Source organism: Mycobacterium bourgelatii (assembly GCF_010723575.1).
In the GTDB taxonomy this organism is placed as follows: Bacteria; Actinomycetota; Actinomycetes; order Mycobacteriales; family Mycobacteriaceae; genus Mycobacterium; species Mycobacterium bourgelatii.
The window spans coordinates 820,492-840,565 of record NZ_BLKZ01000002.1 but is presented as its reverse complement, the minus strand read 5'-3'; the positions used below and the strand labels follow the sequence as shown (position 1 = coordinate 840,565).

The 20,074-nt window shown below is 64.9% G+C and carries 23 protein-coding genes; 14 read left to right on the top strand and 9 right to left on the bottom strand.

The features are described 5' to 3' along the window. Positions 1-61 precede the first annotated feature (61 nt). From G6N68_RS28875 to G6N68_RS28865, 3 genes are read left to right on the top strand one after another with little or no spacing between them, the layout of a single operon-like run. Positions 62-1,003 carry an extracellular catalytic domain type 1 short-chain-length polyhydroxyalkanoate depolymerase gene (locus G6N68_RS28875; protein WP_163719548.1) on the top strand — a complete coding sequence of 314 codons (942 nt, stop codon included), beginning with the start codon at positions 62-64 and terminating at the stop codon, positions 1,001-1,003. Between the two features lie 32 nt (positions 1,004-1,035). Next, complete coding sequence (locus tag G6N68_RS28870; RefSeq protein ID WP_163719547.1) at positions 1,036-1,794, top strand: SDR family NAD(P)-dependent oxidoreductase; 759 nt, start codon at positions 1,036-1,038, stop codon at positions 1,792-1,794. 19 nt (positions 1,795-1,813) lie between these two features. Beyond that, positions 1,814-2,623 carry a sugar phosphate isomerase/epimerase family protein gene (locus G6N68_RS28865; RefSeq protein WP_163719546.1) on the top strand — a complete coding sequence of 270 codons (810 nt, stop codon included), beginning with the start codon at positions 1,814-1,816 and terminating at the stop codon, positions 2,621-2,623. Here the strand turns inward: G6N68_RS28865 and G6N68_RS28860 are convergent. Genes G6N68_RS28860 through G6N68_RS28850 form a run of 3 tightly spaced genes read right to left on the bottom strand, consistent with a single transcriptional unit; the run spans position 2,609 to position 4,781 of the window. Further along, entirely contained in the window at positions 2,609-3,031 is a 423-nt protein-coding gene (locus G6N68_RS28860) for a Zn-ribbon domain-containing OB-fold protein (RefSeq protein ID WP_163719545.1), read from the bottom strand. The two genes, G6N68_RS28865 and G6N68_RS28860, sit on opposite strands and share 15 nt — an antisense overlap. Next, on the bottom strand, positions 3,028-4,191 hold the full coding sequence (locus G6N68_RS28855; RefSeq protein WP_163719544.1) for a thiolase family protein: 1,164 nt from the start codon (positions 4,189-4,191) through the stop codon (positions 3,028-3,030). Before G6N68_RS28855 ends, G6N68_RS28860 begins: the two co-directional genes overlap by 4 nt. Beyond that, positions 4,188-4,781 carry a TetR family transcriptional regulator gene (locus tag G6N68_RS28850; RefSeq protein WP_163719543.1) on the bottom strand — a complete coding sequence of 198 codons (594 nt, stop codon included), beginning with the start codon at positions 4,779-4,781 and terminating at the stop codon, positions 4,188-4,190. The genes G6N68_RS28855 and G6N68_RS28850 overlap by 4 nt, the downstream gene beginning before the upstream one ends. Before the next feature lie 62 nt (positions 4,782-4,843). On the opposite strand from G6N68_RS28850, the gene G6N68_RS28845 reads away from it, so the two are divergent. The 3 genes from G6N68_RS28845 (at position 4,844) to G6N68_RS28835 (ending at position 8,856) form a co-directional block, all read left to right on the top strand. After that, on the top strand, positions 4,844-5,956 hold the full coding sequence (locus tag G6N68_RS28845; RefSeq protein ID WP_240355972.1) for a DUF1214 domain-containing protein: 1,113 nt from the start codon (positions 4,844-4,846) through the stop codon (positions 5,954-5,956). Continuing rightward, positions 5,953-7,131 (top strand): sulfotransferase family protein, encoded by a 1,179-nt coding sequence (locus G6N68_RS28840; RefSeq protein WP_163719542.1) that lies wholly within the window; start codon positions 5,953-5,955, stop codon positions 7,129-7,131. Before G6N68_RS28845 ends, G6N68_RS28840 begins: the two co-directional genes overlap by 4 nt. 420 nt (positions 7,132-7,551) lie before the next feature. Next, the gene (locus G6N68_RS28835) at positions 7,552-8,856 is read left to right on the top strand and encodes an acyltransferase family protein (RefSeq protein WP_163719541.1); all 1,305 of its coding nucleotides are present in this window, start codon (positions 7,552-7,554) and stop codon (positions 8,854-8,856) included. A 6-nt stretch (positions 8,857-8,862) separates the two neighbouring features. On the opposite strand, the gene G6N68_RS28830 is transcribed toward G6N68_RS28835, so the two are convergent. Next, positions 8,863-9,318, bottom strand: coding sequence for a MarR family winged helix-turn-helix transcriptional regulator (locus G6N68_RS28830; protein WP_163719540.1), 456 nt, complete (start codon positions 9,316-9,318; stop codon positions 8,863-8,865). 75 nt (positions 9,319-9,393) lie between these two features. Here G6N68_RS28830 and G6N68_RS28825 point away from each other — a divergent pair, with 75 nt between their 5' ends. Continuing rightward, complete coding sequence (locus G6N68_RS28825) at positions 9,394-10,335, top strand: extracellular catalytic domain type 1 short-chain-length polyhydroxyalkanoate depolymerase (protein WP_163719539.1); 942 nt, start codon at positions 9,394-9,396, stop codon at positions 10,333-10,335. Positions 10,336-10,387: 52 nt separating this feature from the next. Here the strand turns inward: G6N68_RS28825 and G6N68_RS28820 are convergent, their stop codons facing one another. Next, positions 10,388-10,960: a TetR/AcrR family transcriptional regulator gene (locus G6N68_RS28820; protein ID WP_163719538.1), complete on the bottom strand. Its 573-nt coding sequence runs from the start codon at positions 10,958-10,960 to the stop codon at positions 10,388-10,390. 99 nt (positions 10,961-11,059) lie between these two features. Between G6N68_RS28820 and G6N68_RS28815 the strand changes: the two genes are divergently transcribed. The 3 genes from G6N68_RS28815 to G6N68_RS28805 are packed head-to-tail and all read left to right on the top strand — an operon-like array spanning position 11,060 to position 12,275. Continuing rightward, positions 11,060-11,536: a DUF1772 domain-containing protein gene (locus G6N68_RS28815; RefSeq protein ID WP_163719537.1), complete on the top strand. Its 477-nt coding sequence runs from the start codon at positions 11,060-11,062 to the stop codon at positions 11,534-11,536. A gap of 30 nt (positions 11,537-11,566) precedes the next feature. Next, the gene (locus tag G6N68_RS28810; RefSeq protein WP_163719536.1) at positions 11,567-11,896 is read left to right on the top strand and encodes an NIPSNAP family protein; all 330 of its coding nucleotides are present in this window, start codon (positions 11,567-11,569) and stop codon (positions 11,894-11,896) included. Between the two features lies 1 nt (position 11,897). After that, the gene (locus tag G6N68_RS28805; RefSeq protein WP_163719535.1) at positions 11,898-12,275 is read left to right on the top strand and encodes a DUF4267 domain-containing protein; all 378 of its coding nucleotides are present in this window, start codon (positions 11,898-11,900) and stop codon (positions 12,273-12,275) included. A 34-nt stretch (positions 12,276-12,309) separates the two neighbouring features. Here G6N68_RS28805 and G6N68_RS28800 read toward each other — a convergent pair whose 3' ends face one another. From G6N68_RS28800 to G6N68_RS28785, 4 genes are all read right to left on the bottom strand, one after another. Then, positions 12,310-13,302 (bottom strand): ABC transporter ATP-binding protein, encoded by a 993-nt coding sequence (locus G6N68_RS28800; RefSeq protein WP_163719534.1) that lies wholly within the window; start codon positions 13,300-13,302, stop codon positions 12,310-12,312. 3 nt (positions 13,303-13,305) lie between these two features. Further along, positions 13,306-14,355, bottom strand: a complete 1,050-nt coding sequence (locus G6N68_RS28795) for an ABC transporter permease (protein WP_163719533.1) — start codon at positions 14,353-14,355, stop codon at positions 13,306-13,308. Between the two features lie 365 nt (positions 14,356-14,720). Then, on the bottom strand, positions 14,721-15,293 hold the full coding sequence (locus G6N68_RS28790) for a cytochrome b (RefSeq protein ID WP_163719532.1): 573 nt from the start codon (positions 15,291-15,293) through the stop codon (positions 14,721-14,723). After that, positions 15,290-16,411, bottom strand: a complete 1,122-nt coding sequence (locus G6N68_RS28785) for a catalase family peroxidase (protein ID WP_240356032.1) — start codon at positions 16,409-16,411, stop codon at positions 15,290-15,292. Before G6N68_RS28785 ends, G6N68_RS28790 begins: the two co-directional genes overlap by 4 nt. Before the next feature lie 211 nt (positions 16,412-16,622). Between G6N68_RS28785 and G6N68_RS28780 the strand changes: the two genes are divergently transcribed. The 4 genes from G6N68_RS28780 to G6N68_RS28765 all read left to right on the top strand — a co-directional run bounded on the left by G6N68_RS28780 (position 16,623) and on the right by G6N68_RS28765 (position 20,073). Continuing rightward, positions 16,623-17,000: a hypothetical protein gene (locus G6N68_RS28780; protein WP_240355970.1), complete on the top strand. Its 378-nt coding sequence runs from the start codon at positions 16,623-16,625 to the stop codon at positions 16,998-17,000. A 266-nt stretch (positions 17,001-17,266) separates the two neighbouring features. Next, the gene (locus tag G6N68_RS28775) at positions 17,267-17,644 is read left to right on the top strand and encodes an STAS domain-containing protein (protein ID WP_163719531.1); all 378 of its coding nucleotides are present in this window, start codon (positions 17,267-17,269) and stop codon (positions 17,642-17,644) included. Between the two features lie 47 nt (positions 17,645-17,691). Continuing rightward, entirely contained in the window at positions 17,692-18,144 is a 453-nt protein-coding gene (locus tag G6N68_RS28770; RefSeq protein ID WP_163719530.1) for an ATP-binding protein, read from the top strand. Between the two features lie 153 nt (positions 18,145-18,297). Continuing rightward, entirely contained in the window at positions 18,298-20,073 is a 1,776-nt protein-coding gene (locus G6N68_RS28765; RefSeq protein WP_163719529.1) for an N-acyl-D-amino-acid deacylase family protein, read from the top strand. The last annotated feature ends 1 nt before the right edge of the window (position 20,074 follow it).

The window sequence follows — 20,074 nt, the reverse complement described above, 5'->3', positions numbered from 1 at the left end:
ACTGCGCGACACGAATGACAAGGTAATTGTCAATAGGGGTGTCTGCTGTCATCCTGTGGCCATGTCGTTGCGGCGCATCCGATTGGTGAACGTGTGCCTGCTGGCGGCAGTAATCGTCTTTGCCAACAGTCTTGTCGGCGGTGCACGAGCGTCGGCGTGGCCGGAATTTCCCATCCCACAGGGCAGATCGATCCAAATCCTCAAGTCCGGTGGACTGTTTCGGGTCTACCGGGTGTACCGGCCGCGCGGACTGGCCGGCGCCGCGCCATTGGTTGTGATGCTGCACGGCGGTTTTGGCAACGGCGCACAGGCGCAGCGCGACTATCACTGGAACGCCACAGCCGACGCCGCCGGCTTCGTGGTGGCCTACCCCGACGGCGTGTTGCGCGCCTGGAATGCCGGGACATGTTGCGGCACGCCGGAAAACTTCAACGTCAACGATGTCGCATTCCTCACCAACCTGGTCGCCACCATCATCCGCCGGACACCAATCGACCCGACCCGGGTCTACGTCACCGGTATGTCCAACGGCGCGATGATGGCACTTCGACTGGGTTGTCAGACGACCACATTCGCCGCGGTCGCCGCCGTCGCGGGCACCCTGCTGACCGACTGTTCGGGCGCTCATCCGACATCGGTGCTACAGATCCACGGCACCGCCGACGCCCAGGTCCCGTACAACGGCGGACCCGGAGCGGCCCGTCAACTGAACGGTCTGCCACGTGTCGACGGGCCTGCTATACCGTCGGTCAACGCGCTGTGGCGTTCCGTCGACGGTTGCGGGGCACCGACTACCGACACCTCCGGCGTCCTGACGGTCGAGACCGCCGTCTGTCCCGACGACCGCCACGTGCAACTGATCTCGGTAGCCGGAGCCGGACACCAATGGCCAGGCGGACAAGCCAAGCCCTTGCTGGAGCGTCTCATCGGCCTGTCGCCGCCTTCGACCGCACTCGACGCCACCGACACCATTTGGGAGTTCTTCGCCCAGCATCACCTCTGAGGGTTGGCGCAACTCGCGGTACCGTTCCGGACATGACACCACCGCTGGAAGGTCGACGAATCCTGATCACCGGAGCCGCAACCGGCATCGGTGCGGCCGCCGTCGGCGTCCTCGCGCAGGCGGGGGCCGACATAGTCGCCACCTACCACCGGACACCACCGCCGGACGGACTTGCGGCGACGTGGTTGCAGTGTGACGTTCGCGATGCCGCCGCGGTCTCAGCAACGGTGCAGCGTGCGGTCGAAGGCCTCGGTGGACTCGACGTCCTGGTGAACGCTGCCGGGTTGTGGCAACCCGGGATACCGGGCCATATTGGCGTGGACGAGATCTCATTCCTGTTGGACACCAACGTGAAGGCGACCATCCTGACCAATCAGGCCGCCTACGCCGCCATGAAAGGAACCGGCGCCGGCGGTCGGATCATCAACTTCGGATCATCCGAAGCGGTTATGGGCAGCCCCATTTCGGCCGTGTACGCCGCAACCAAAGGAGCGGTGCAAGCGTGGACACGCTCGGCAGCCCGCGCCTGGGCCGCCGAAAAGATCACCGTCAATGCCCTGGCGCCCGCGGTACAGACGCCTGGTGCCGACCGGCTACGAGAGTTCCTCGGCCCTGCCGCCGGACCCCTCATCGACCAACAGCTCCAGACGATGATCCCGTTGGGCGGGGCGCTCGGCGACCCCGCCCGCGACCTCGGACCGGTGTTGGTGTTCTTGGCCAGTGCCGGTTCGGGTTTCATCACCGGACAGCTGATCGCCGTGGACGGCGGCCTGACCATGCTGGGCGGGTAGGAACGGAACCACGTCGGCCATGCGCAATTTGGGTATCGAGTTCATCAGCGTCTTCGGACTGCCGCCGGTCGAATTCGTACACCTGGCCGCCGATCTCGGCTGCCGTCACATCTCCACCGCACTGATCAGTGTCAGGCTGGAATCACTTGGCTATCCGTCCTTTTCACTGCGTGATGACGCCGGGCTGCGCGCCGAGCTGCGCGCCGCGCTGGACGACCGTGGCATCACTATCTCCCTGGCGGAAGGCATGGTCATCCTGCCCAACGCTGACGTCTCCGACCTGGCGGCCGATCTCGACATCGTCGCCGAACTCGGGGCCGCCCAGATCAATACCCTCAGTTTCGACAAGGACCGCGCCCGCACATTCGACCAACTTGCGACATTGACACAGCTGGCCGCCGAGCGCGGCATGGGGACGACGGTCGAGATGTCACCGCGAATGACGTTCGGTGATCCTGCCACGGTTGCGGCTGCCATCGAACACGTCGGCGGGTCCGGCCTGCGCTTGACGGTGGACACCATGCATTGGGTGCGTTCGGGGTACGGCCCCAAAGAGTTACGCGAATTTGGGCCGGAGAAAATCGGCTACGTGCAACTCAGCGACACCACGCTGCGCCCGCGGCTGGCGTCGTATCTGGAGGAAGCCATGTACGAGCGGCTAGCTCCTGGCGACGGGGAACTTCCGCTGGCCGAACTCCTTGACGTGGTACCGGCCGACGTCGTCGTCGGGCTGGAGGTCCCGATGCGAACACTGGCGGAATCGGGTGTGGGTCCGATGGAGCGGCTTCGCCCCTGTGTGGATGCCGCGCGTGAACTACTCACTCGCTGAGGTAAAATACGGCAAGGCGACGTCGGCGACGCGATGGAACTGCACCCGCACGCGCAGGCCGATCGCCAAGTCGTGCGGCGCGATTCCGACGATGTTGGTCAGCATCTGGTAGCCCTCATCCAGTGTCACGATGGCCGGGGCGTACGGCGGTTGGAACTGTGCGGTGACCGGTCGGTGGACCAACGTCCAGCTGTAAATCTCGCCAACCCCGCGGCTCGCAGTCCATCGCAACTCACCCGAAAGGCATTCGCGGCAGTGTTCGGTCGGCGGGAAGTTGGCCAGATCGCAAGCCGCGCAACGCTGATAGCGCAATTCCCCCGACTCGCACCCAGCCCAGAACGGGCGGCTGACCTCGCTGCTGGTATGTGGTACGGGCCCGGTCTGCGGCCGCAGCGGCTCCGACGTCATCGCGGGTCCTTTCCCAGGATGAGGACGGTGGTGAAAAGTGCCCCCGCTCCGCCGTTGCTGCACAACGCAATGCGCGCGTTCGGCACCTGCAGCGGACCCGCTTCTCCGCGTAATTGCTGGACCGCTCGTATCGCACGCTGCATCATCTGCGGGTTGGCACCGGCGTGGCTGAAGGACATGGTGCCTCCGTCCGTGGTGACCGGATGGCTGCCGTTGATGGCGATGTAGCCGTCGGCGACGAACGGCCCGCCTTCCCCGTCGCCGCAGAATCTGAATGCCTCGAGTTGGCGGATGATCTCGAACGAGAACGGATCGTAGAGCTCCAGCACGTCCACGTCGTCACGCCGAAGTCCGGCGTGACTGAACGCGCGGTCCGCCGCGCGCCTGCCGACCACGCCATTGGGGTGATCACCGCGGCGGCCGACGAGGTCCCACGCGGGCGGGTGCTGATACGAAGGTCCGTGGAAGTCTGCGCCGCTACCCAGCATGTAAACAGCTCGTGCGAGATTGACCTTGTCTGCCACCTTGTCCAGGTTCGCCACGACCAAGGCACAGCCGCCTTCTGAGGTGGTGGCGCAATCGAGGAGATGAAACGGGTCGGCAACCGGCCGTGACGCGGTGATGTCCTCCGGTGTGAACGGTCCGCGTTGGTGATACACGGCTTCGGGATTCTGCGATCCGTTGTTCCGAATGGTTGCCGCGACCACGGAAAGCTGTTCTCGGGTCGTGCCATAGACGTGCATGTGGCGTCGCGCGATGAGGGCGAACTCCGCGGTGGTGAACATCCCCCACGGCGCCACGAACTCGTTCTCGGGTCGGGTCCACGGCGCCGTTGCCTCGTGGTCGCGGTACTCACCCGCCTGAGCGGCCACCAGCACCACCACGTCGGCCATCCCGTGCTCGATCGCCAGGACCGCTTCGGTCACCATGCCGACTCCGAAACCCTGTCCCAGCCACGCAGGTCCGACGCGCAGGTCATACATCAGCGCGGTGGAACTGGCGCCCGCGCTGATTCCGTCGACGTCGTCGAGGCTCAGGCCCGCGTCTTCGAGGGCCCCACGGACGGCTTTCAGCGCCAGACTGCGCGAGGTCTCTCCGTCCAGGCGGCGCGCTTGTCGCGTGTTGTGCACCCCGACAATCGCTGCGGTCACCTGAGTCACGCGACCGTGATCGCGGCCAGGCCCTGGCGCACCCGGTCGGGCAGCGATCCCCCGTCACTCAGCCAGTCATCCAACGCGATGCGCACTGTAGCCATGGCCAGGGCGCCGATCAGGCGTGGCCGGGGGTCTTGGGGGGACAGTGCCGGGATCCGCGGTGCAATGAGTTCGGCGATCGCCGCTTCGTAGCGGACGTAGATGCGCAGCGTCCACGCATCCAGTGTTTCCGAAGACCTTGTGAGCGTTGCTAATTCACGTACCTGCTGCTCGATCTCGTCGAATCGGAGGGCAAGTTGCGCGAAGGCGCCCGCGACCGCGTCGACCGCGCTGAGCTCAGCCGGCTGGGCAGCCAGGGCCGCGGTGATCTGGTTCAACCACCGGACATTCATGCCCTCGGCTACCGCATCTTCCTTGGAGTTGAAATATCGGAAGAAGGTGGCCCGGCCGATGTCGGCGCTGTCGGCGATACGTTCCACCGTGGCCCCGGCCAACCCGACATTGGCCGTCAGCTCTGCCGCGGCCGCCGCGATGCGCTGACGCGTCGCGGCGCGCCGGCGTTCGGCGAGCGAGCCACCCACCGCCGCCCTGCGCATTCCTTGACGGTATTCGCGCGAAGCGCTTCCATGCGACTGAGACATAGTCTAAGTATGAGACTATGACTCAACACGCTGCGGCGGAATCGTCCGATGGTGCCGCTAAGTCACTCGCCGCGTGGCAGTTCTTCCAGCAGATGCTGGATAACGTCACCAAGATCGTCACCGAGGACGCCGAGTCCGAACGCGAGCTCATCGAAGGCCTGCGCGTGATCGCTCGGGTGTCGTCACTGTGCTCGCAGATGTCCGTCGAGTCCGACCTCGGTCAGCCCGTGTTCTTCGATATGTGCTCGCCCAACCGCATGGTCGGTGGGCCCAATCCCGACGGAAACTACTACCTGGCGATGATTCGCGGCGACCGGCGCTACCGGATCACCGGTACCCGGGGTACCAGTGCCTACCTCGGGCTGCAGATCCTGGCCGGTACCGGACTCACGCCGCGGCGGATGGCCGGCTACGTCAGTGACGGCGACTTGGCTTTGAACTCAGGCGAATTCACGCTGGTGCTCGCGGCCCAGGAACCCGTCGATCTGGCGGGCGCGCAATGGCTTCAGATCCCCGAGGACGCGTCGGCGGTGGTCGTCCGGGAGTACATCGCCGATCGCGCCACCGAAGAGCTGGCCACCTTACGCATCGAAGCACTCGACCCGGAGCCGGTAAGCGCGCTGACCGACGCCGACCTCGCCGACCAGTTCACCGCGATGGCGTGGTCACTCATGAAGCTCACCACTCTGCACCGCACCATCAAGCCCGAACTGCTGCAAAACCCCAACACACTCTTGACCGCCGAGGCTGCCGATTTGGGCGCGGCCGACACCACCCCCGACAACCTCTACATGATCGGAACATTCCGGCTCGAGCCCGGCCAGGCGCTGGTGCTCGACATAGCGCCCCCGGACACGCGCTACTGGAACGTCACCCTGGAAAGCATTTGGCACGAGTGCCTAGAGCCACAGCGCCGGCACAGCTCGGTGACCAACCGCGGGGTCCAGTTGGACGACGACGGGCGGGTGCGCATTGCGATCTCCGCCGAGGACTACGGCTTGGGCCATTGGCTCGACACAGGCGGGCGGCACCGGGGTTTTGTGGTGCTGCGCTGGTTGGACAATCCCAGCCCGCCCGACGTCACGGTGTCGGTGCGTCAGGGCGAGGACGACCGCAAGGAGGCGGAATGACCACGGCGTTGCAGGATCGGTTCGCTCCGGAACGACTCATCGCCACCGCGTGCGAGGAAGCGGGCAGCGACGACTTCGGCGAGGACGGCTGGCAGCCCGCGCTGGAACGGTTGGCCGTCGGCCTTGTCAACGAGGCACGTCTATCGGTGATCGGCGTTGAAATCGCCCACCTCGATCTCATGCGCGCCCTCAAGAACCGACTGGACATCGTCGCGTGGCGCAAACAAAACCCCGAGGTCGCCGCGGGAACAATCGATCAACCCATTTTCATCGTCGGCCAACCCCGAACCGGGACCACCATCCTCTACGACCTCCTCGCCCAGGATCCCGACCTTCGCGCGCCGCTGACGTGGGAAGTTGACAACCCTTGTCCGGTGCCCCGCCCTGAGACCTACCACGACGATCCACGGATCGCCCAGACGCAGGCCAGCATTGAAATGTCTGAACAGATCATCCCCGGGTTCCTGAAGTTTCATCCCATGGGCGCTCTGGTCGGACAGGAATGCGTGCGCATCACCGCCGGCGAGTTCACCAGCATGATCTTTTCGGTGCAGTACCGCCTGCCCAGCTACTACCGCTGGCTGCTGTACGAGGCCGACCACGCCGCCGCGTACCGGTACCATCGAGTCTTTTTGCAGCACTTGCAATCTGGAGTGCCGGGCCAGTGGCTGCTGAAGTCGCCGGCACACCTCTGGCAGTTGGATGCCCTGCTCGCCGAGTACCCCGACGCGTTGATCGTGCAGACGCACCGCGACCCGCTCAACGTCATCTCGTCGATCGCCGCATTGACCCACCACCTGCGGCGCATGGCCAGCGACGAATCGAACATCGGCGAGTGCGCGGCGCAGTCCTACGAAGAGATAACCGTCGGTCTCGACCGCGAAATGGCACTGCGCGACAGCGGCGTTATTCCTCCCGGCCGCGTGATCGACGTGCTTTTCTCCGATTTCATGAAAGACCCTTGGACGACGATCCGCGGCATTTATCAGAGGTTGGGCCGCGAATTGAGGCCGGAGGCAGAACAGCGGATGCGTGAATTTCTCGCCGCCCATCCGGGTGACGGCGGACGCGGTCGGTACACCTGGGCGGACACCGGTTTGGACGCCGGGGAGGTGCGCGAGCGGGTTCGGCCATACCAAAACCGCTACGGCGTACCGACCGAGCAACTGCGTTAACCTGCGGGACTCGCCCGCTACTTCCCGAGAAATACCCCTTAGAGGGCCTAAAATCGCCCACTGTGATGACCTTCTGGGGCCATGAAGGCAAACTCGCACACCCGCTCCGCACGGTGGCTCAGATTCTTGGCCGTGCGAACCGTAAAGGACACGCGCGAAGGCTGAGCCGACGCTTTGCGCGAGTCGGCGTCGACATTCCGCCCGGGCGACTTCGGGAGATGCTGGACGGAATGCCGGTCTCCGAAGACGAGATGACTGATGTCAAATTCGCGTTGATAGCCATGCGATTGAATCGCGAGAAGCGCATCGCGAAATTGGCTCGCATACAGCGTCGGTACGGACACGCAATACTTTGATTTATTCGCAAGTCGAGTAGAACTACGCAAGCCGGCGGCGTCCCGCGCAGCCATGCTTCTTTGAATGACCTCTCTGATGGGCTTGCCCGGCCCAACCGAACTAGCTGCACGCACCCCCGCTGACCGCGATCGAGCCATCGACGTCATCCGGATCACCGCCCTGGTCGGGGTGGTCCTCGGACATACCGTGATGGCGATCAGCGTCATCCGCGACAGCGTGCTGATTTGGGACAACCTGCTGACAACTTCCACGGTGTTCCAGGCGCTGACGTGGATCTTTCAGATCATGCCGCTGTTCTTCTTCGCCGGCGTAGCTGCGTGCATAACGTCCTGGCATCCCGGAACCAACTGGGGTGGCTGGCTGATGAAGCGCTGCTCGAGGCTGTTCCGTCCGGTGTTCTATTACCTCGCATTCTGGGCCGTCGCGCTCACCGCCCTGTACGGCCTCCTGCCTGAGCATGTCTACGAGCCTGTTGCCGGGATCAGCATCCAGCTGCTGTGGTTCCTCGGTGCCTATGTGCTGGTTCTGGCCGCCGTCCCCGCATTGAGCCGGATCACCTCGCCGACGCGGCTCGCCGCGGGAGTGGTGGTTGTCTACGCATTGGTGGCCCTGGTCGACGCGGTTCGACTGCACTGGCCGGCCATGGCGCCGCTCGGGTATCTCAACATGGCGGCGTGGCTCATCCCAGGCATGTTCGGTGTGGCCTACCGACGCGGATTGCTCAGTGGGCGTGCGGCATTGAGCACGGCGGCGGCACTGTTTACCGTCGACATTGCACTCATTCACTGCGGCCCTTACGAACTGAGCCTGGTGGGAATCGAGGGACAACGGCTGACCAACATGAGCCCACCGTCCCTGCTATTGGCGGGCCACGCAATCGTCCTGAGCACGTTGGCGATTGCGGCCGCGCCGGCGATCAATCGATGGGCACAGCGACCGCGGGTGTGGTGGTGGACCGCGCTGGGCAACTCCGGCGCGATGACGTTGTACCTGTGGCACATGCCGGTGCTGTTGGGCGTTCACCTGATCTTCGACGGCCTCGGGCATCCCCGCTTCCCCGGTCAGCCGGATTTCGTCGCAATCGGCGTCGTTCAGATTGCCATCATGGTCGCCATCATGGCCGTGTTGTTTGCGGTACTACGGCCACTGGAGAACAACCCCCTGCCGGGTTGGGACGGCGCCCCCGCTGTCACGTCGGTGTGGCGAGGCGCTGCAGTCGGCCTGCTGCTGTGCGTGGCGGGCGCCGCCATCCTGGCCTCGGTGAAGTGGGGCCTGAAGGACGACGGACTCGTCTGTGTAGCGGTGATGCTCGCTGCGTTGGTGTCCGCCCGGGCGCTGACCGCGGTGCGGTCATCCGCCGTGCGGTAGTCAGCGTCAGTCAAGCGTGTCCTCGCGCGCGGCCAGCAGCATCTGCAGCGACTTACGCAAATCACGCAGTCGACGCTCGCCCAAGATTTGTTCCCAGCGTCGCTCCTGCTCGAGCGCACTCGCTCGCATGACGCGCAATGCTTGCCGACCCCGGGGCGTCAACTCGATGATCCGGGTGCGGGCATCGGCCGGATTGGCGGCCCGAGTAACGTAGCCGTTCCTATCCAGCTCAGCGACCCCCTGCGCCACCGCCTGCCGAGTCACCCCGAGTCGTTCGGCCAACTCCGACGCATGAAGTCCGCCGGTCGCCAGAGGCACCAGGGCGACCGCCTGCGCGGGGCGGAGCCCGTCGAGGCCGGCTGCGGCGAATGCCGCGCGTAATCGCGGTCCACCCGTTGCCGCCACCAGTTGCACCAGGGCGGGCACAGTCGGCTCCCATTCGGCATCTGGAAGACGTCGCATGCCTGCGAGTCTGCCATCTTCGCATCAATTGACAAGCATATTGTCAATTTTTTGGTTCGATGTCACCATGGGTAGATGGCACCTGCGAGCTCCCGAGCATGGCTGATTCCGCTGCTCGCGGTTCTGCTGGCCGTGACGAGCGGGTGCTTCGGCGGCGGCCACGCGGTGGGAGACCCCGAAACGGGTGCAGTCCCGACCGGCCGCTCCAGTCAGCTCATCGAATGGGGCGGTATCAGCAGGAAATTCGACCTCTACCGCCCGCAGGGATTGACCGGTCCCGCTCCCCTGGTGGTAATGATGCACGGCGGCTTCGGCAACAGCGCACAAGCCGAACGCAGCTATCACTGGGATGCCCAGGCCGACACGGGGCACTTCCTGGTCATGTATCCCGATGGTCACCACCGCGCGTGGAACGCCGGAACATGCTGCGGCATGCCGCAACAAGACAACATCGACGACGTCGGTTTCATCACCGCCGCGGTCGCCGCACTTGGCCGGCGCATCCCGATCGACCAGTCGCGTATCTACGCCACCGGCATGTCGAATGGGGCCATGATGGCGCTCCGATTGGCTTGTGAGACGGACGCATTCGCCGCGATCGCTCCCGTGGCGGGCACGCTCGTGACCGATTGCTCGCACGCACGACCCACGTCGGTGTTACAGATCCATGGCATTGACGATCAAAGCGTCCCTTACCCCGGCGGACCGGGTAAGGCATTGAAGGCCAATGGAACTCCCCGTGTCAACGGCCCACCCATACCGGCGGTCGCCGCCACGTGGCGCGCAATCGACGGTTGCGGACCGCCGACGTCGACCACTGCCGGCGTCGTGACGACGGAAACGGCCGACTGCCCCAACGGCCGCGCTGTCCAACTGATCTCGGTTGCCGGAGCCGGACACCAGTGGCCCGGCAGTGAGCGCGGTCCGCTCGCGGAACTGCTCGGCGCCTCGGAGCCTTCGACGGCACTCGATGCCACCGACACCATCTGGCGCTTCTTCAGCCAGCATCGCCGGTGACGCAAGGGTCGACAGGTGATGACACGCGTTAGCACCGTCCTCAGCCCAAAGGTCAGTCGGTGAACAGGTTTACGAGAAGCTGCAGACGCTCCGAGTCATAGCCGGGGCGCAGCCGGCCGGTACGACCGAGGGTGACCAAACCGTGCAGTGCGGCCCACAGCACCTCGGTCAGCGCGTCCGCGTCCCGCTCGCCGTCGACGAGGCTGACGGCCTGGCGCAATTCGGCGAAGGCCGCCGACAGCTCGGGCGGTGTGTCGACGGCGGCGAACCGCAACTTGGTCGCACGAGCGAACATGGCGTCGTACACGGCAGGGTTGGCGCGGGCAAAGTCGAGGTAGGCGTCGGCGATCCGGGCCAGGGCACCGGCGGCCGTATCGGCGCCTAGCCGAGCATCCCGGCTCGTCTCCGCAAGCTCACCGAACCCCTCAACCGCGATGGCATCTGCGAGTTGCTCCATACCTGCGAAATGCTTGTACAACACGGGCTGGCTGTATTCGATCTCGGCGGACAGCCGTCGCGTGGTGACCGCATCCCAGCCCTCAGCCTCGGCCAGCTTGCGGGCCGTCGTGATGATCAACTGCCGACGTTCAGCCCGCTCCCGCTCGCGCCGATCCTGGGTGGCCACGGCCATACGATAGCACAGCTAGAAAAACTAGCACTGCTATTGACACCGCCGCTGCCAGGGGTTAGCGTTGCTAGCAGTCGTCCTGAACGGAGTTGCCGCATGACCTTGGACCTCATCTTCCGCGCCGCCGCACTGGTCGCTGTGCTGGGAACCGCGGTCGTTTACGGCACTGACGTGTTCGCCGCGATCGTGTTGCGACCGGCCTTGGCGGCTGTCGACGATCGTGCCCTGGTCGCGGTCATGGGCAGCGTGCACCGCTACGGCGACCGGCGAATGCCAGTACCTGGGATCATCGGCGGTCTGGCCACCGCGGCAACGGTGACCCTGGCGGTGGCGGCCGGGCACTGGGCACAGTCGATCGCTGCCGGCATTGCACTGGCCCTGCTGTTGGTCTGGATCGTGCTGTACACCCGGGTGAGCGCACCCATCAATCGGCAACTGACCGCGGCCGCCGAGGCCAAGCAGTCCTTACCGAACGGGCGTGTGCTGCAAGCAAAGTGGGACAACATCATCGGTGCCCGCGCCGCGCTGCAGGGCCTGGCGCTGGCCGCGCTGTGCGTGGCGTTGACGGTCTGATTCCCCGGCCCCGGACACGAAGGCAAACCGATGCTTCAGCTCAGGATCTACACCCTACGGTCGGCCGAAGCGCTGCACCGCTACGCGACGGTGCACTGGGCCCGCCATCTGGCTACCTTCGAAGGATTCGGCGTCACCACCCACGGCGTGTGGACCGAACGCGGCGCCGGTGCGAACCGCCTCGTCGCGGTGATCGGCTACCCGCCGGCGACCGATCCAGAGTGCGTCGTACGAGATGTCATGGCCAGCCCGCAATTCGCCACCGACATGGCCGGCTTCGACGTCGACGAGATCGTTGACGTTCAGTCGATTCCCCTTGATCCCACATCGTTTTCGCCAAATCGACCCCGGGAGCTGTGACATGACCACCACCATCGGCTACACACTCGCCGGAGTCATCGCCGCGGGCATCATTTTCATCGGCGCACGATTCATCGTCGCCCCGCGCGTCGCCGCCGCCGGCTACGGTGTGTCAGCGGAGCTCGACGAGCGTTCTGTCCGCGCCTACCTGAGCGTCAAGGGCATCCGCGACATGGCGTCGGGGCTGTTCGTCATCATTCTCCTGGCGGCGGGTGCCACGCACCTGCTCGGTTGGATCATGTTGGCCGCCACGATTATTCCGGTTGGCGACACGGCCATCGTGCTCGCCAGCGGCGGATCCAAGTCGATCGCCTGGGGAGTGCACGGCCTTACCGCGGCGGTCATGCTCGTCACGACCGCGCTTTTGCTCACCTCGTGATCGAGGCCATGGCCTAGAGCAAGGACTCGAGGGATCAGTCGTTGGCCAGTTCGCGGTGCTCGATCAGGTCGCGCAGGCCACCCACTCCGAGTCGCTCGCGAAATGCCGTCGCGGTATAGCCGACGGCCTTGGCATCGGTGCGGGCGCGCACCGTGGCCGAACGTGGCATGTGGAACAGCACACCCATCTCGCCGAAGTAGTCCCCAGGGCCGGCCACCTTCACCAATTCCTCACCGCCATCGGCCAGTTCGTGCACGATGTCGAATTCGCCCTCGGCAACCACGTAGATCAGCTCACCCATCGTGCTCTGCTCGAAGAGCACTTCGCCGGCCTTCAGTTCCACGGTCTCGGGTTCACGGTCCGTCTCCGCGAAATCGGGTGTCAACTCGACGACTCGGTCGGCCATGGGCAGCATCCGGCTGTCGTGGGTGGCGACCACGACGATGCGGTCGCCGTCGGCGAGTTCGCGGATCAGCCGCAGCACCTCCTCGACCTGAATGAAGTCGAGGTGCGCGGTGGGTTCGTCGGCCAATATCAACGGCGGATCCAGTGCGATCGCGCGTGCCACCGCGACGCGCTGCTGTTGCCCGCCGCTCAGGTCGCCGGGTCGATGTTTCATCCGCTCTTGAAGATTGACGCGGGTGAGCAGCTCCTCCGCGCGCTTGCGGGCCGCCGCGCGCGACCATCCGGCCGAACGCAGGGGAACCATCACGTTCTCCAGCGCGGTCAGGCTCGGCACCAGGTTGAACGCCTGAAAGACGATGCCCACCTTGTCCCGTCGGTATTTGGCCAGCGCGCTGCCCTCGAGGGTGGTGATGTCGACGTCGTCGAACTTGATGGCCCCCGACTTCGGCCGCAAAATGCCGCCGAGACACGACAGCAGTGTGGTCTTCCCACAACCGCTGGGCCCCAACAGGATTACCAGCGACCCAGCGGTGACGTCGAGGTTCAACCCATTGATCGGCCGCAGGGCATAGCCGCCGCTGTAGTACTCGACGACGAGGTTCTGGATGCTGAGATCGCCCACCGTTCAAGGACCTCCGAATGCCAGCGCGGGATCGACCGCCACCACACGCCTGAGTCCGGCGAGGCTGGCCAGCAGACCGATGACAATTGCGACAACCGGTAAAGCCAGATAGGCACCCGCGGGCACGGCCACGATCATCGGAAAGAGCGGCGCGAGCAATTGTGCAAGAACTACGCCCACCGCCGCAGCGAGCAACGAGACGACGAGTGCCTGCAGCGCAAGCCCTCCCAGGATCGCGCGGGTCGTGGTGCCGATCGCCTTGAACACCGCGAAGTCACGCAGCCGTTCGAGCGCCGAGAGGTACACCACCGATCCGACGATCAGCACAGCGACGATCCACAGCAGCACGGCGACGATCTTGATCGAATTCACCGCGACTTTGAGCGGCCGCACCAACTCGTCGACCGCGCCGCTCCTGCTGTAGCCCTGGTAGCCCTCCGGCAAGTGTTGCGGCGAGCCCTTGATTCCGATCGACGTGATCAGCGACTGCCCGTTGTACCCGAGCTGCTGCAGCCCCTTGGTCGTCAGAAAGATGTTGGGAATCTTGGCCATTGCGGTGGAGTTGGGCACGATGCCGACGATCCGCAAGGTGTGCGTCCCCACTTCGATCTTGTCGCCGATCTTCCGGCCCACGGTGCTGGACGCCGCGACCTCGTCCGGCGCGGACGGAGTCCGACCTTCTGATACCTGCGGCATGCCGGGTCCGCGTTCCGGCGCTCCGAAGGCGGTGACGTTGCGCGTCCCACTGCCGTCCTTCATCAGTGTGCCGAGGCAGGCCAAGGGGGCCGCTGTCTGGACGCCGGGATCGGCCTGCACCCGGGGCAGGTCGGTGTCGGGGAACGGAATGGAACCAAGGAACGGTCCCGCCGCCCCCGTCTTGACGACGAACAGGTCGACACCCATTGAGTCCACGGTGTTCCGGGCCTCGACGCGAAACCCGTTCGCCAGCCCGGTGAGAACGAGTGTCATCCCGAAGATCAGTCCGGTACTGACGATCGTGATTACGAGGCGGCGCTTTCGCCATTGCATGTCACGCAGGGCGGCAAAGAGCATCATGAGAATGTACCAACGGGTAACCCGTCGAATGCAAGGATGTCTTCGATTTAGGTATCGAGGAAGCTAACCGATCGAAGCGCCCTTCACTTGCGGTGAAAATTTCACTCCCACAATTGGTGACAGCGATTTCCGCCGCGGTGCACCCTCTCATCCGGTGGTACGGCCACGTTGTCGACCACCGTTACCTCGGGCAACGATGTTCCGGGTGGGGCAAGGAACTCGGGACGGATTTCACCAACGACAGGTTCCATACGCGAATGTCCGGCGTGACCATGTCGCTTTCTGAAATTGCGCAACATACTCCCGCATCTTCTAATCGCCGCAACGATGTCGATGATGCAGCACACGGAAATTCGAATAAATCACCCTTCGACCCGGTCAGCCGTTGCGGCTTTGGTGGGCCACACCGCCATGCGATCGATGAGTCGATCGCGCAGCACAAGCGTGTGGAAGAGAACCGCGCACGCGTGCGCGGTGAAGGTCAGGAAGAGCAGAAAAGCAAGCACATTGTGTGTCTGGCGCAGCACCGCGTACAGATCGAGGTTGTGCGGTGCGATGCCGGGCAGTCGAACCGGGCCGATCAGAACCACCATTGGATATCTCGCGGCCGACAGCATGGCCCACCCGACCAGGGGCTGGGCCAGCAGCAATCCGTACAGCAGGTATTCAGACCAAGACGCGATGCGCCGCTCGGTTCGACTCATGGTCTCCAGGAACGGCGGCAGTCGGTGGGTGAGCCGGTTGATCAACCGCACCACCGCGAAGACCAGGATCAACACACCCAACGGCCGGTGGATCGCCAGCAGCAACGGGTAGTAGCTCAAGGACGCGACCATGGTTACGCCGATCAGCAGCTGTGCGATAACCATGGGCGCCATGAGCCAGTGCAAGATTCGGGATGGCAGGGCGAAGCGTGGCACGGGCGCATCCGTCATGCGAGCACCCGTGCGACGTCAACTTCGCTGGGCGACTTGTCTTCCTCGGCGCGGCGGGTGAACGAACGTGCGTACACGGCCGATCGGGCACTCAGAAGCGGATCGTCCGAGCTGCTGATGCCATTGGGCAGCACCAACGGATCGAAGTTGATGTCCCGAGCGTTGCCGGCCGCTTCGGTTTGCACGGCCGTGATGTTGATGGTGCCGGCGTCGACAGTCCTGCGTGACTGCGGCCAGGGCTTGGTGGCGTCGTTGGTCGGATCTCCCGGCTCACCGACCGTGAGCACCAGCCGCCAGGTCAGCGGGCGGTGGGCCAGCATGCGAATCAGGCCGTCGAACAGGTAGTCCCTACCTCGTTCCGGCATTGCATCCGTCGGCGCGGTGACTTGCTGTTGCGGAACCGCGGACCAGCGCACCGGAACCCGCGCACCGGCACTGTTGGTGAAGTAGAAGGCGTTCAAACCGTAGAAGCTGCTGTCGGCGAATCCGGTGGTGGGCGGGTTCGCCTTGATGATCTTCATTGCCGCGACCGTCTCTGGATGCCGGTCCAGGAAGGCGGTCAACTTCGCCGGGTCGGGCTTGCCGGTGTCTGTTTGTGGTTTGGACGCGAGCAGACGGTCGTAGAAGCCCTGCGGGGTGCTGTCGGTGAAGACGGGAAGGTTGATCATCGCCGTGCGCCATTGCTGGCCGTCCGCGGCCTGAAACAACAGCCCTAGCCCGCGCACGGTGTCCGGCTTGTCGGCCTGATCGGGCAGACCGCCGCCCAGCGAGAATCGCCCGGTCAGCGGCACACTCCCCGATTGAAAGATCGAGGCGCGGCAGAGGGCTGCGCCGGCGCCGTTGCTCGCGAAAGTGCCTGTGGCACTGAGGCCTTTGGCGTGGTTCCGGCGAAACCCGTCATGGTGGCCGTAAACGCGCTCGAAGCGATCGGCGAATCTCGATGGGGTCAGGGGCCGGGGACTTGTCCACCCATCGAGCCATCCGCCGGCATAGGCAAACCCGCCAACGTCGACCGCGGCGAAACCGGCCACTGCACCTAGGCCGAGCAGAGCGCCCCGGCGAGTCAGGAGGTCGCGGGCGGACGGCCGTCGGTCGCGGCGAGCCCGTCCCTCATGCAGCTCGTCTTGATCGTGGGGCTCCACGCGCACCGTCCTTCCGACGCCGGTCTCAGGCACCCGCCCAGCACCACGGTGCGGCACCGAAATCGGTTCAAGTCTGCCCGGTCACCGCCCCACCCACGGGCGCGGGCATGACTCCGCCGAAAGAAGCAGGAATTTGTTTGCGCGAAGGCTGCCATTTCCCCACGCCAGCGTTCTAGAATCCCCGCTTGTGACCCCGTCCAACTCCTGGGGCGACGAACGAAGAAACCTCTCGCATCAGCTACCGGTGCGCGGACAGATGCTTGGGCGGCGGCAGGCGCGACGGCTGTGCCGACGCTTCGCCTGCGTCGGGGTGCACACCCAACCGAGACGGCTGCAGGAATTGCTGGCGGGTGCCCCCGCCGGCCAGCACGAACTGACCAACGTCAATTTCGCGATCATCGCCACTCAACTTTGCCGAGAACAGCGCAGCGCCAAGATCAAGCGGCTGAAGCGGCGGGGCACCCGCGCGCTGATGTTCGCCGGCCTGCTCCTGGTTGTGCTCAACTTCCTGTTCTGCCTGGCCTACCTGTTCGTGGACCTGACCCAACAGGCATCACCTCTGTAGGGCTCTCTGCAGGCCCGTTTCGGGTGTCCATGGGACACGCGCGAACGGTCACCCTGGACCTGAACTGCGACAGCGCTCGTTACACGTTTTAGGATGTAATACGACTCGGCGTCGCTGCTTTCCGCTTTTGCCGCGCACGATCGAGCCGAACTGCCGATTTTGAATCGGCAGGTAACGGCACAGAGGTTGAAGAAACAGCCTCGGGCTTAGCAGCGATTGTCTGATTACCGGGGTGGCTCCCCCCGAGGACGGATGTGAGATACGACATGGTCGAACAACCCGGCGATCCAATTGATCGAACCGTATTTGAGGTAAGCCAATACCAGGCTGATGACGCGGTGGTGGTCGCCGTCTCGGGCGAAGTGGACATGCTCAGCGCGCCGCAGTTGGCGGACGCGATACGCAGCGCGATGACGGCGAAGCCGCCGGCTTTGATCGTTGATCTGTCGAAAGTTGAATTCCTTGCTTCGGCCGGTATGACGGTTCTTGTTTCCGCACATGCCGAGGCTGTCCCGGCAACGCAGTTCGCGGTGGTCGCAGACGGCCCTGCGACCAGCCGACCGATCAAACTCACGGGGATCGACTCCGTTTTCCCGCTCTACAGCACCCTGGACAGTGCGCTGAGCGGTATAGCTGGTGCGTAATACCAGGCCGGCCTGCGCTAACTAATCGCCGGATACCACCACCGGATATGACGTCTAACATCGACGATCGATTTCGCTTTGTGCGACGGCGGATTGCCGCCGATGCGCACACCGCATCTCGCACGCGTGTCGAATTCCGTCGTTGGCTCGACCGTCATTTCACGCTCGGAGCCGAACGTTTCAGCGATCTACTGCTTGCGGTGAGCGAAGCCCTTTCCAACGCCGCCGAATTTGCTTACGTCGGTGCACCGCAACGGGGCACGATGGACGTCAGCGCAAATTATGACGTCGATTCCGACACCCTCGCCGTGACCGTCAGCGATCACGGCCGCTGGCGTCAAATCGTCCCCGCCCAAGGCCCCGCGGCATGCGATTACCAGGTGCGCGGACGCGGAATCCCGTTGATGCGTGCACTCGCCGACGAGGCGACGATCGACCCGACGCCGCATGGAACCAACGTCAGACTGACCTGGAACCACTTGACGAAACCGTCCGTCTGAAGACGTAGATTGTTTACGCTCCTAGGCGTAGCGTAATAACCGTCCCCAGCCCAGCCTCGCCGCCCGGCCTACTACGGGTATCGGTGGTCATCGCTCCGTCGAGTTCCCGTCGAGTTCCTGGCCCATGGCGACCTACATGGTTCAGAGGTGGTCATGTTCGACCTGAAAATCATCGGAGGCACTGTCGTCGACGGCACCGGCGCGGAGCGTTATCGCGCTGACATCGGCATCAAGGACGGCAAGATCGTCGACGTCGTCCGCCGCGGCCCGGACGGCTCAGACTCGGGGCTCGGTCTGGAGTCGGGCGTGTCGGCCGAGACTATTGACGCCGCCGGGAAGGTGGTGGCACCCGGGTTCGTCGACATCCACACTCACTACGACGGGCAGGTGAGTTGGGACAGCAGTCTGCAACCGTCGAGCGGTCACGGGGTGACGACCGTAGTCACCGGCAACTGCGGCGTCGGGTTCGCGCCGGTGCGCCCCGGCACCGAAGACTGGCTGATCAGCTTGATGGAGGGCGTCGAAGATATCCCCGGGACAGCGCTGACCGAAGGCATCACCTGGGGGTGGGAGACCTACCCGGAGTACCTCGATGCCATCGACAAGCAGCGGTACTCCATCGACGTCGGCAGTCAGGTCGCCCACGGCGCGATCCGCGCCTACGCGATGGGTGAGCGGGGCGCCCGCAACGAGCCGGCCACGGCCGAGGACATCAAGGCGATGGGTCGTTTGGTCACCGAGGCGATCGAGGCCGGTGCTCTCGGCTTCTCGACATCGCGCACGCTGGGCCACCGCGCCATGGACGGGGAACCGGTACCCGGCACCTTCGCCGCCGAGGACGAGCTTTTCGGCCTCGGCCGCGCGATGGCGACCGGCGGCCAGGCCGTCTTCGAACTCGCACCGCAGGGCTCCGCGGGCGAGGACATCATCGCGCCCAAGAAGGAACTGGACTGGATGCGGCGGTTGAGCGCCGAGATCGACCGACCGGTCTCCTTCGCGCTCATCCAGGTCGACGCCGACCCCAAGCTGTGGCGCGAGATGCTGGACCTCTCCGCGGCCGCACACGCGGAGGGCGCCCGCTTGCATCCGCAGATCGCGGCTCGCCCGTTCGGCATGATGATCGGCTTCCAAGGACACCACGGCTTCAGCCACCGGCCCACCTATCGGCGCCTGAAGGCCGAGTGCAGCCGGGAGGACTTGGCACAGCGCCTGGCCGATCCAGCGGTCAAGTCGGCGATCCTGGCCGAAGACGACTTGCCGGTCGACCCGACGCTGCTCTTCGACGGGATGTTCGCCCTGGTGCAGCACTCACTGCACCGTCTGTATGCATTGGGCGACCCGCCGGACTACGAGCCCACGCCCGATCGCACCGTCCAGGCGATCGCGCAGGCGCGCGGCGAGGACCCACTGTCGACCCTCTACGACCTGATGCTCGAGCGGGACGCCAGTGCCATGCTGATGCTGCCGCTGTTCAACTACGCCGACGGGAATCACGATGCGATCCGGGAAATGCTGCTGCACCCGGCCGGAGTGCTCGGCCTGTCCGACGGCGGCGCGCACTGCGGGATGATCTGCGACGCCTCGTATCCCACCTTCTTGTTGACGCACTGGGCACGTGACCGGCAGCGCGGGGACAAACTGTCGCTGGAGTACGTGATCCGCAAGCAGTCCCGCGACACCGCGCACCTGTTCGGCCTCACCGACCGCGGCACCATCGAGCCGGGTAAGAAGGCGGATATCAATGTCATCGACATGGACGCCCTGACCCTGCACCCGGCCGCGATGGCCTGGGACCTGCCGGCCGGTGGAAACCGGATCTTGCAGGTCGCCAGCGGTTACGCGGCGACCATCGTGAGCGGGACCGTCACCCGGCGTAACGACGTCGACACCGGGGCTCGTCCCGGACGGCTGGTGCGCGGCGCGCGCTGAG

Coding starts and splice junctions, on each gene's coding strand:
- G6N68_RS28865 (WP_163719546.1), top strand. CDS start 1,814: ATGCGCAATTTGGGTATCGAGTTCATCAGCGTCTTCGGACTGCCGCCG.
- G6N68_RS28845 (WP_240355972.1), top strand. CDS start 4,844: ATGACTCAACACGCTGCGGCGGAATCGTCCGATGGTGCCGCTAAGTCA.
- G6N68_RS28775 (WP_163719531.1), top strand. CDS start 17,267: ATGGTCGAACAACCCGGCGATCCAATTGATCGAACCGTATTTGAGGTA.
- G6N68_RS28805 (WP_163719535.1), top strand. CDS start 11,898: ATGACCACCACCATCGGCTACACACTCGCCGGAGTCATCGCCGCGGGC.
- G6N68_RS28875 (WP_163719548.1), top strand. CDS start 62: ATGTCGTTGCGGCGCATCCGATTGGTGAACGTGTGCCTGCTGGCGGCA.
- G6N68_RS28850 (WP_163719543.1), bottom strand. CDS start 4,781: ATGCGCAGGGCGGCGGTGGGTGGCTCGCTCGCCGAACGCCGGCGCGCC.
- G6N68_RS28825 (WP_163719539.1), top strand. CDS start 9,394: ATGGCACCTGCGAGCTCCCGAGCATGGCTGATTCCGCTGCTCGCGGTT.
- G6N68_RS28770 (WP_163719530.1), top strand. CDS start 17,692: ATGACGTCTAACATCGACGATCGATTTCGCTTTGTGCGACGGCGGATT.
- G6N68_RS28765 (WP_163719529.1), top strand. CDS start 18,298: ATGTTCGACCTGAAAATCATCGGAGGCACTGTCGTCGACGGCACCGGC.
- G6N68_RS28860 (WP_163719545.1), bottom strand. CDS start 3,031: ATGACGTCGGAGCCGCTGCGGCCGCAGACCGGGCCCGTACCACATACC.
- G6N68_RS28815 (WP_163719537.1), top strand. CDS start 11,060: ATGACCTTGGACCTCATCTTCCGCGCCGCCGCACTGGTCGCTGTGCTG.
- G6N68_RS28840 (WP_163719542.1), top strand. CDS start 5,953: ATGACCACGGCGTTGCAGGATCGGTTCGCTCCGGAACGACTCATCGCC.
- G6N68_RS28790 (WP_163719532.1), bottom strand. CDS start 15,293: ATGACGGATGCGCCCGTGCCACGCTTCGCCCTGCCATCCCGAATCTTG.
- G6N68_RS28830 (WP_163719540.1), bottom strand. CDS start 9,318: ATGCGACGTCTTCCAGATGCCGAATGGGAGCCGACTGTGCCCGCCCTG.
- G6N68_RS28795 (WP_163719533.1), bottom strand. CDS start 14,355: ATGCTCTTTGCCGCCCTGCGTGACATGCAATGGCGAAAGCGCCGCCTC.
- G6N68_RS28810 (WP_163719536.1), top strand. CDS start 11,567: ATGCTTCAGCTCAGGATCTACACCCTACGGTCGGCCGAAGCGCTGCAC.
- G6N68_RS28870 (WP_163719547.1), top strand. CDS start 1,036: ATGACACCACCGCTGGAAGGTCGACGAATCCTGATCACCGGAGCCGCA.
- G6N68_RS28835 (WP_163719541.1), top strand. CDS start 7,552: ATGACCTCTCTGATGGGCTTGCCCGGCCCAACCGAACTAGCTGCACGC.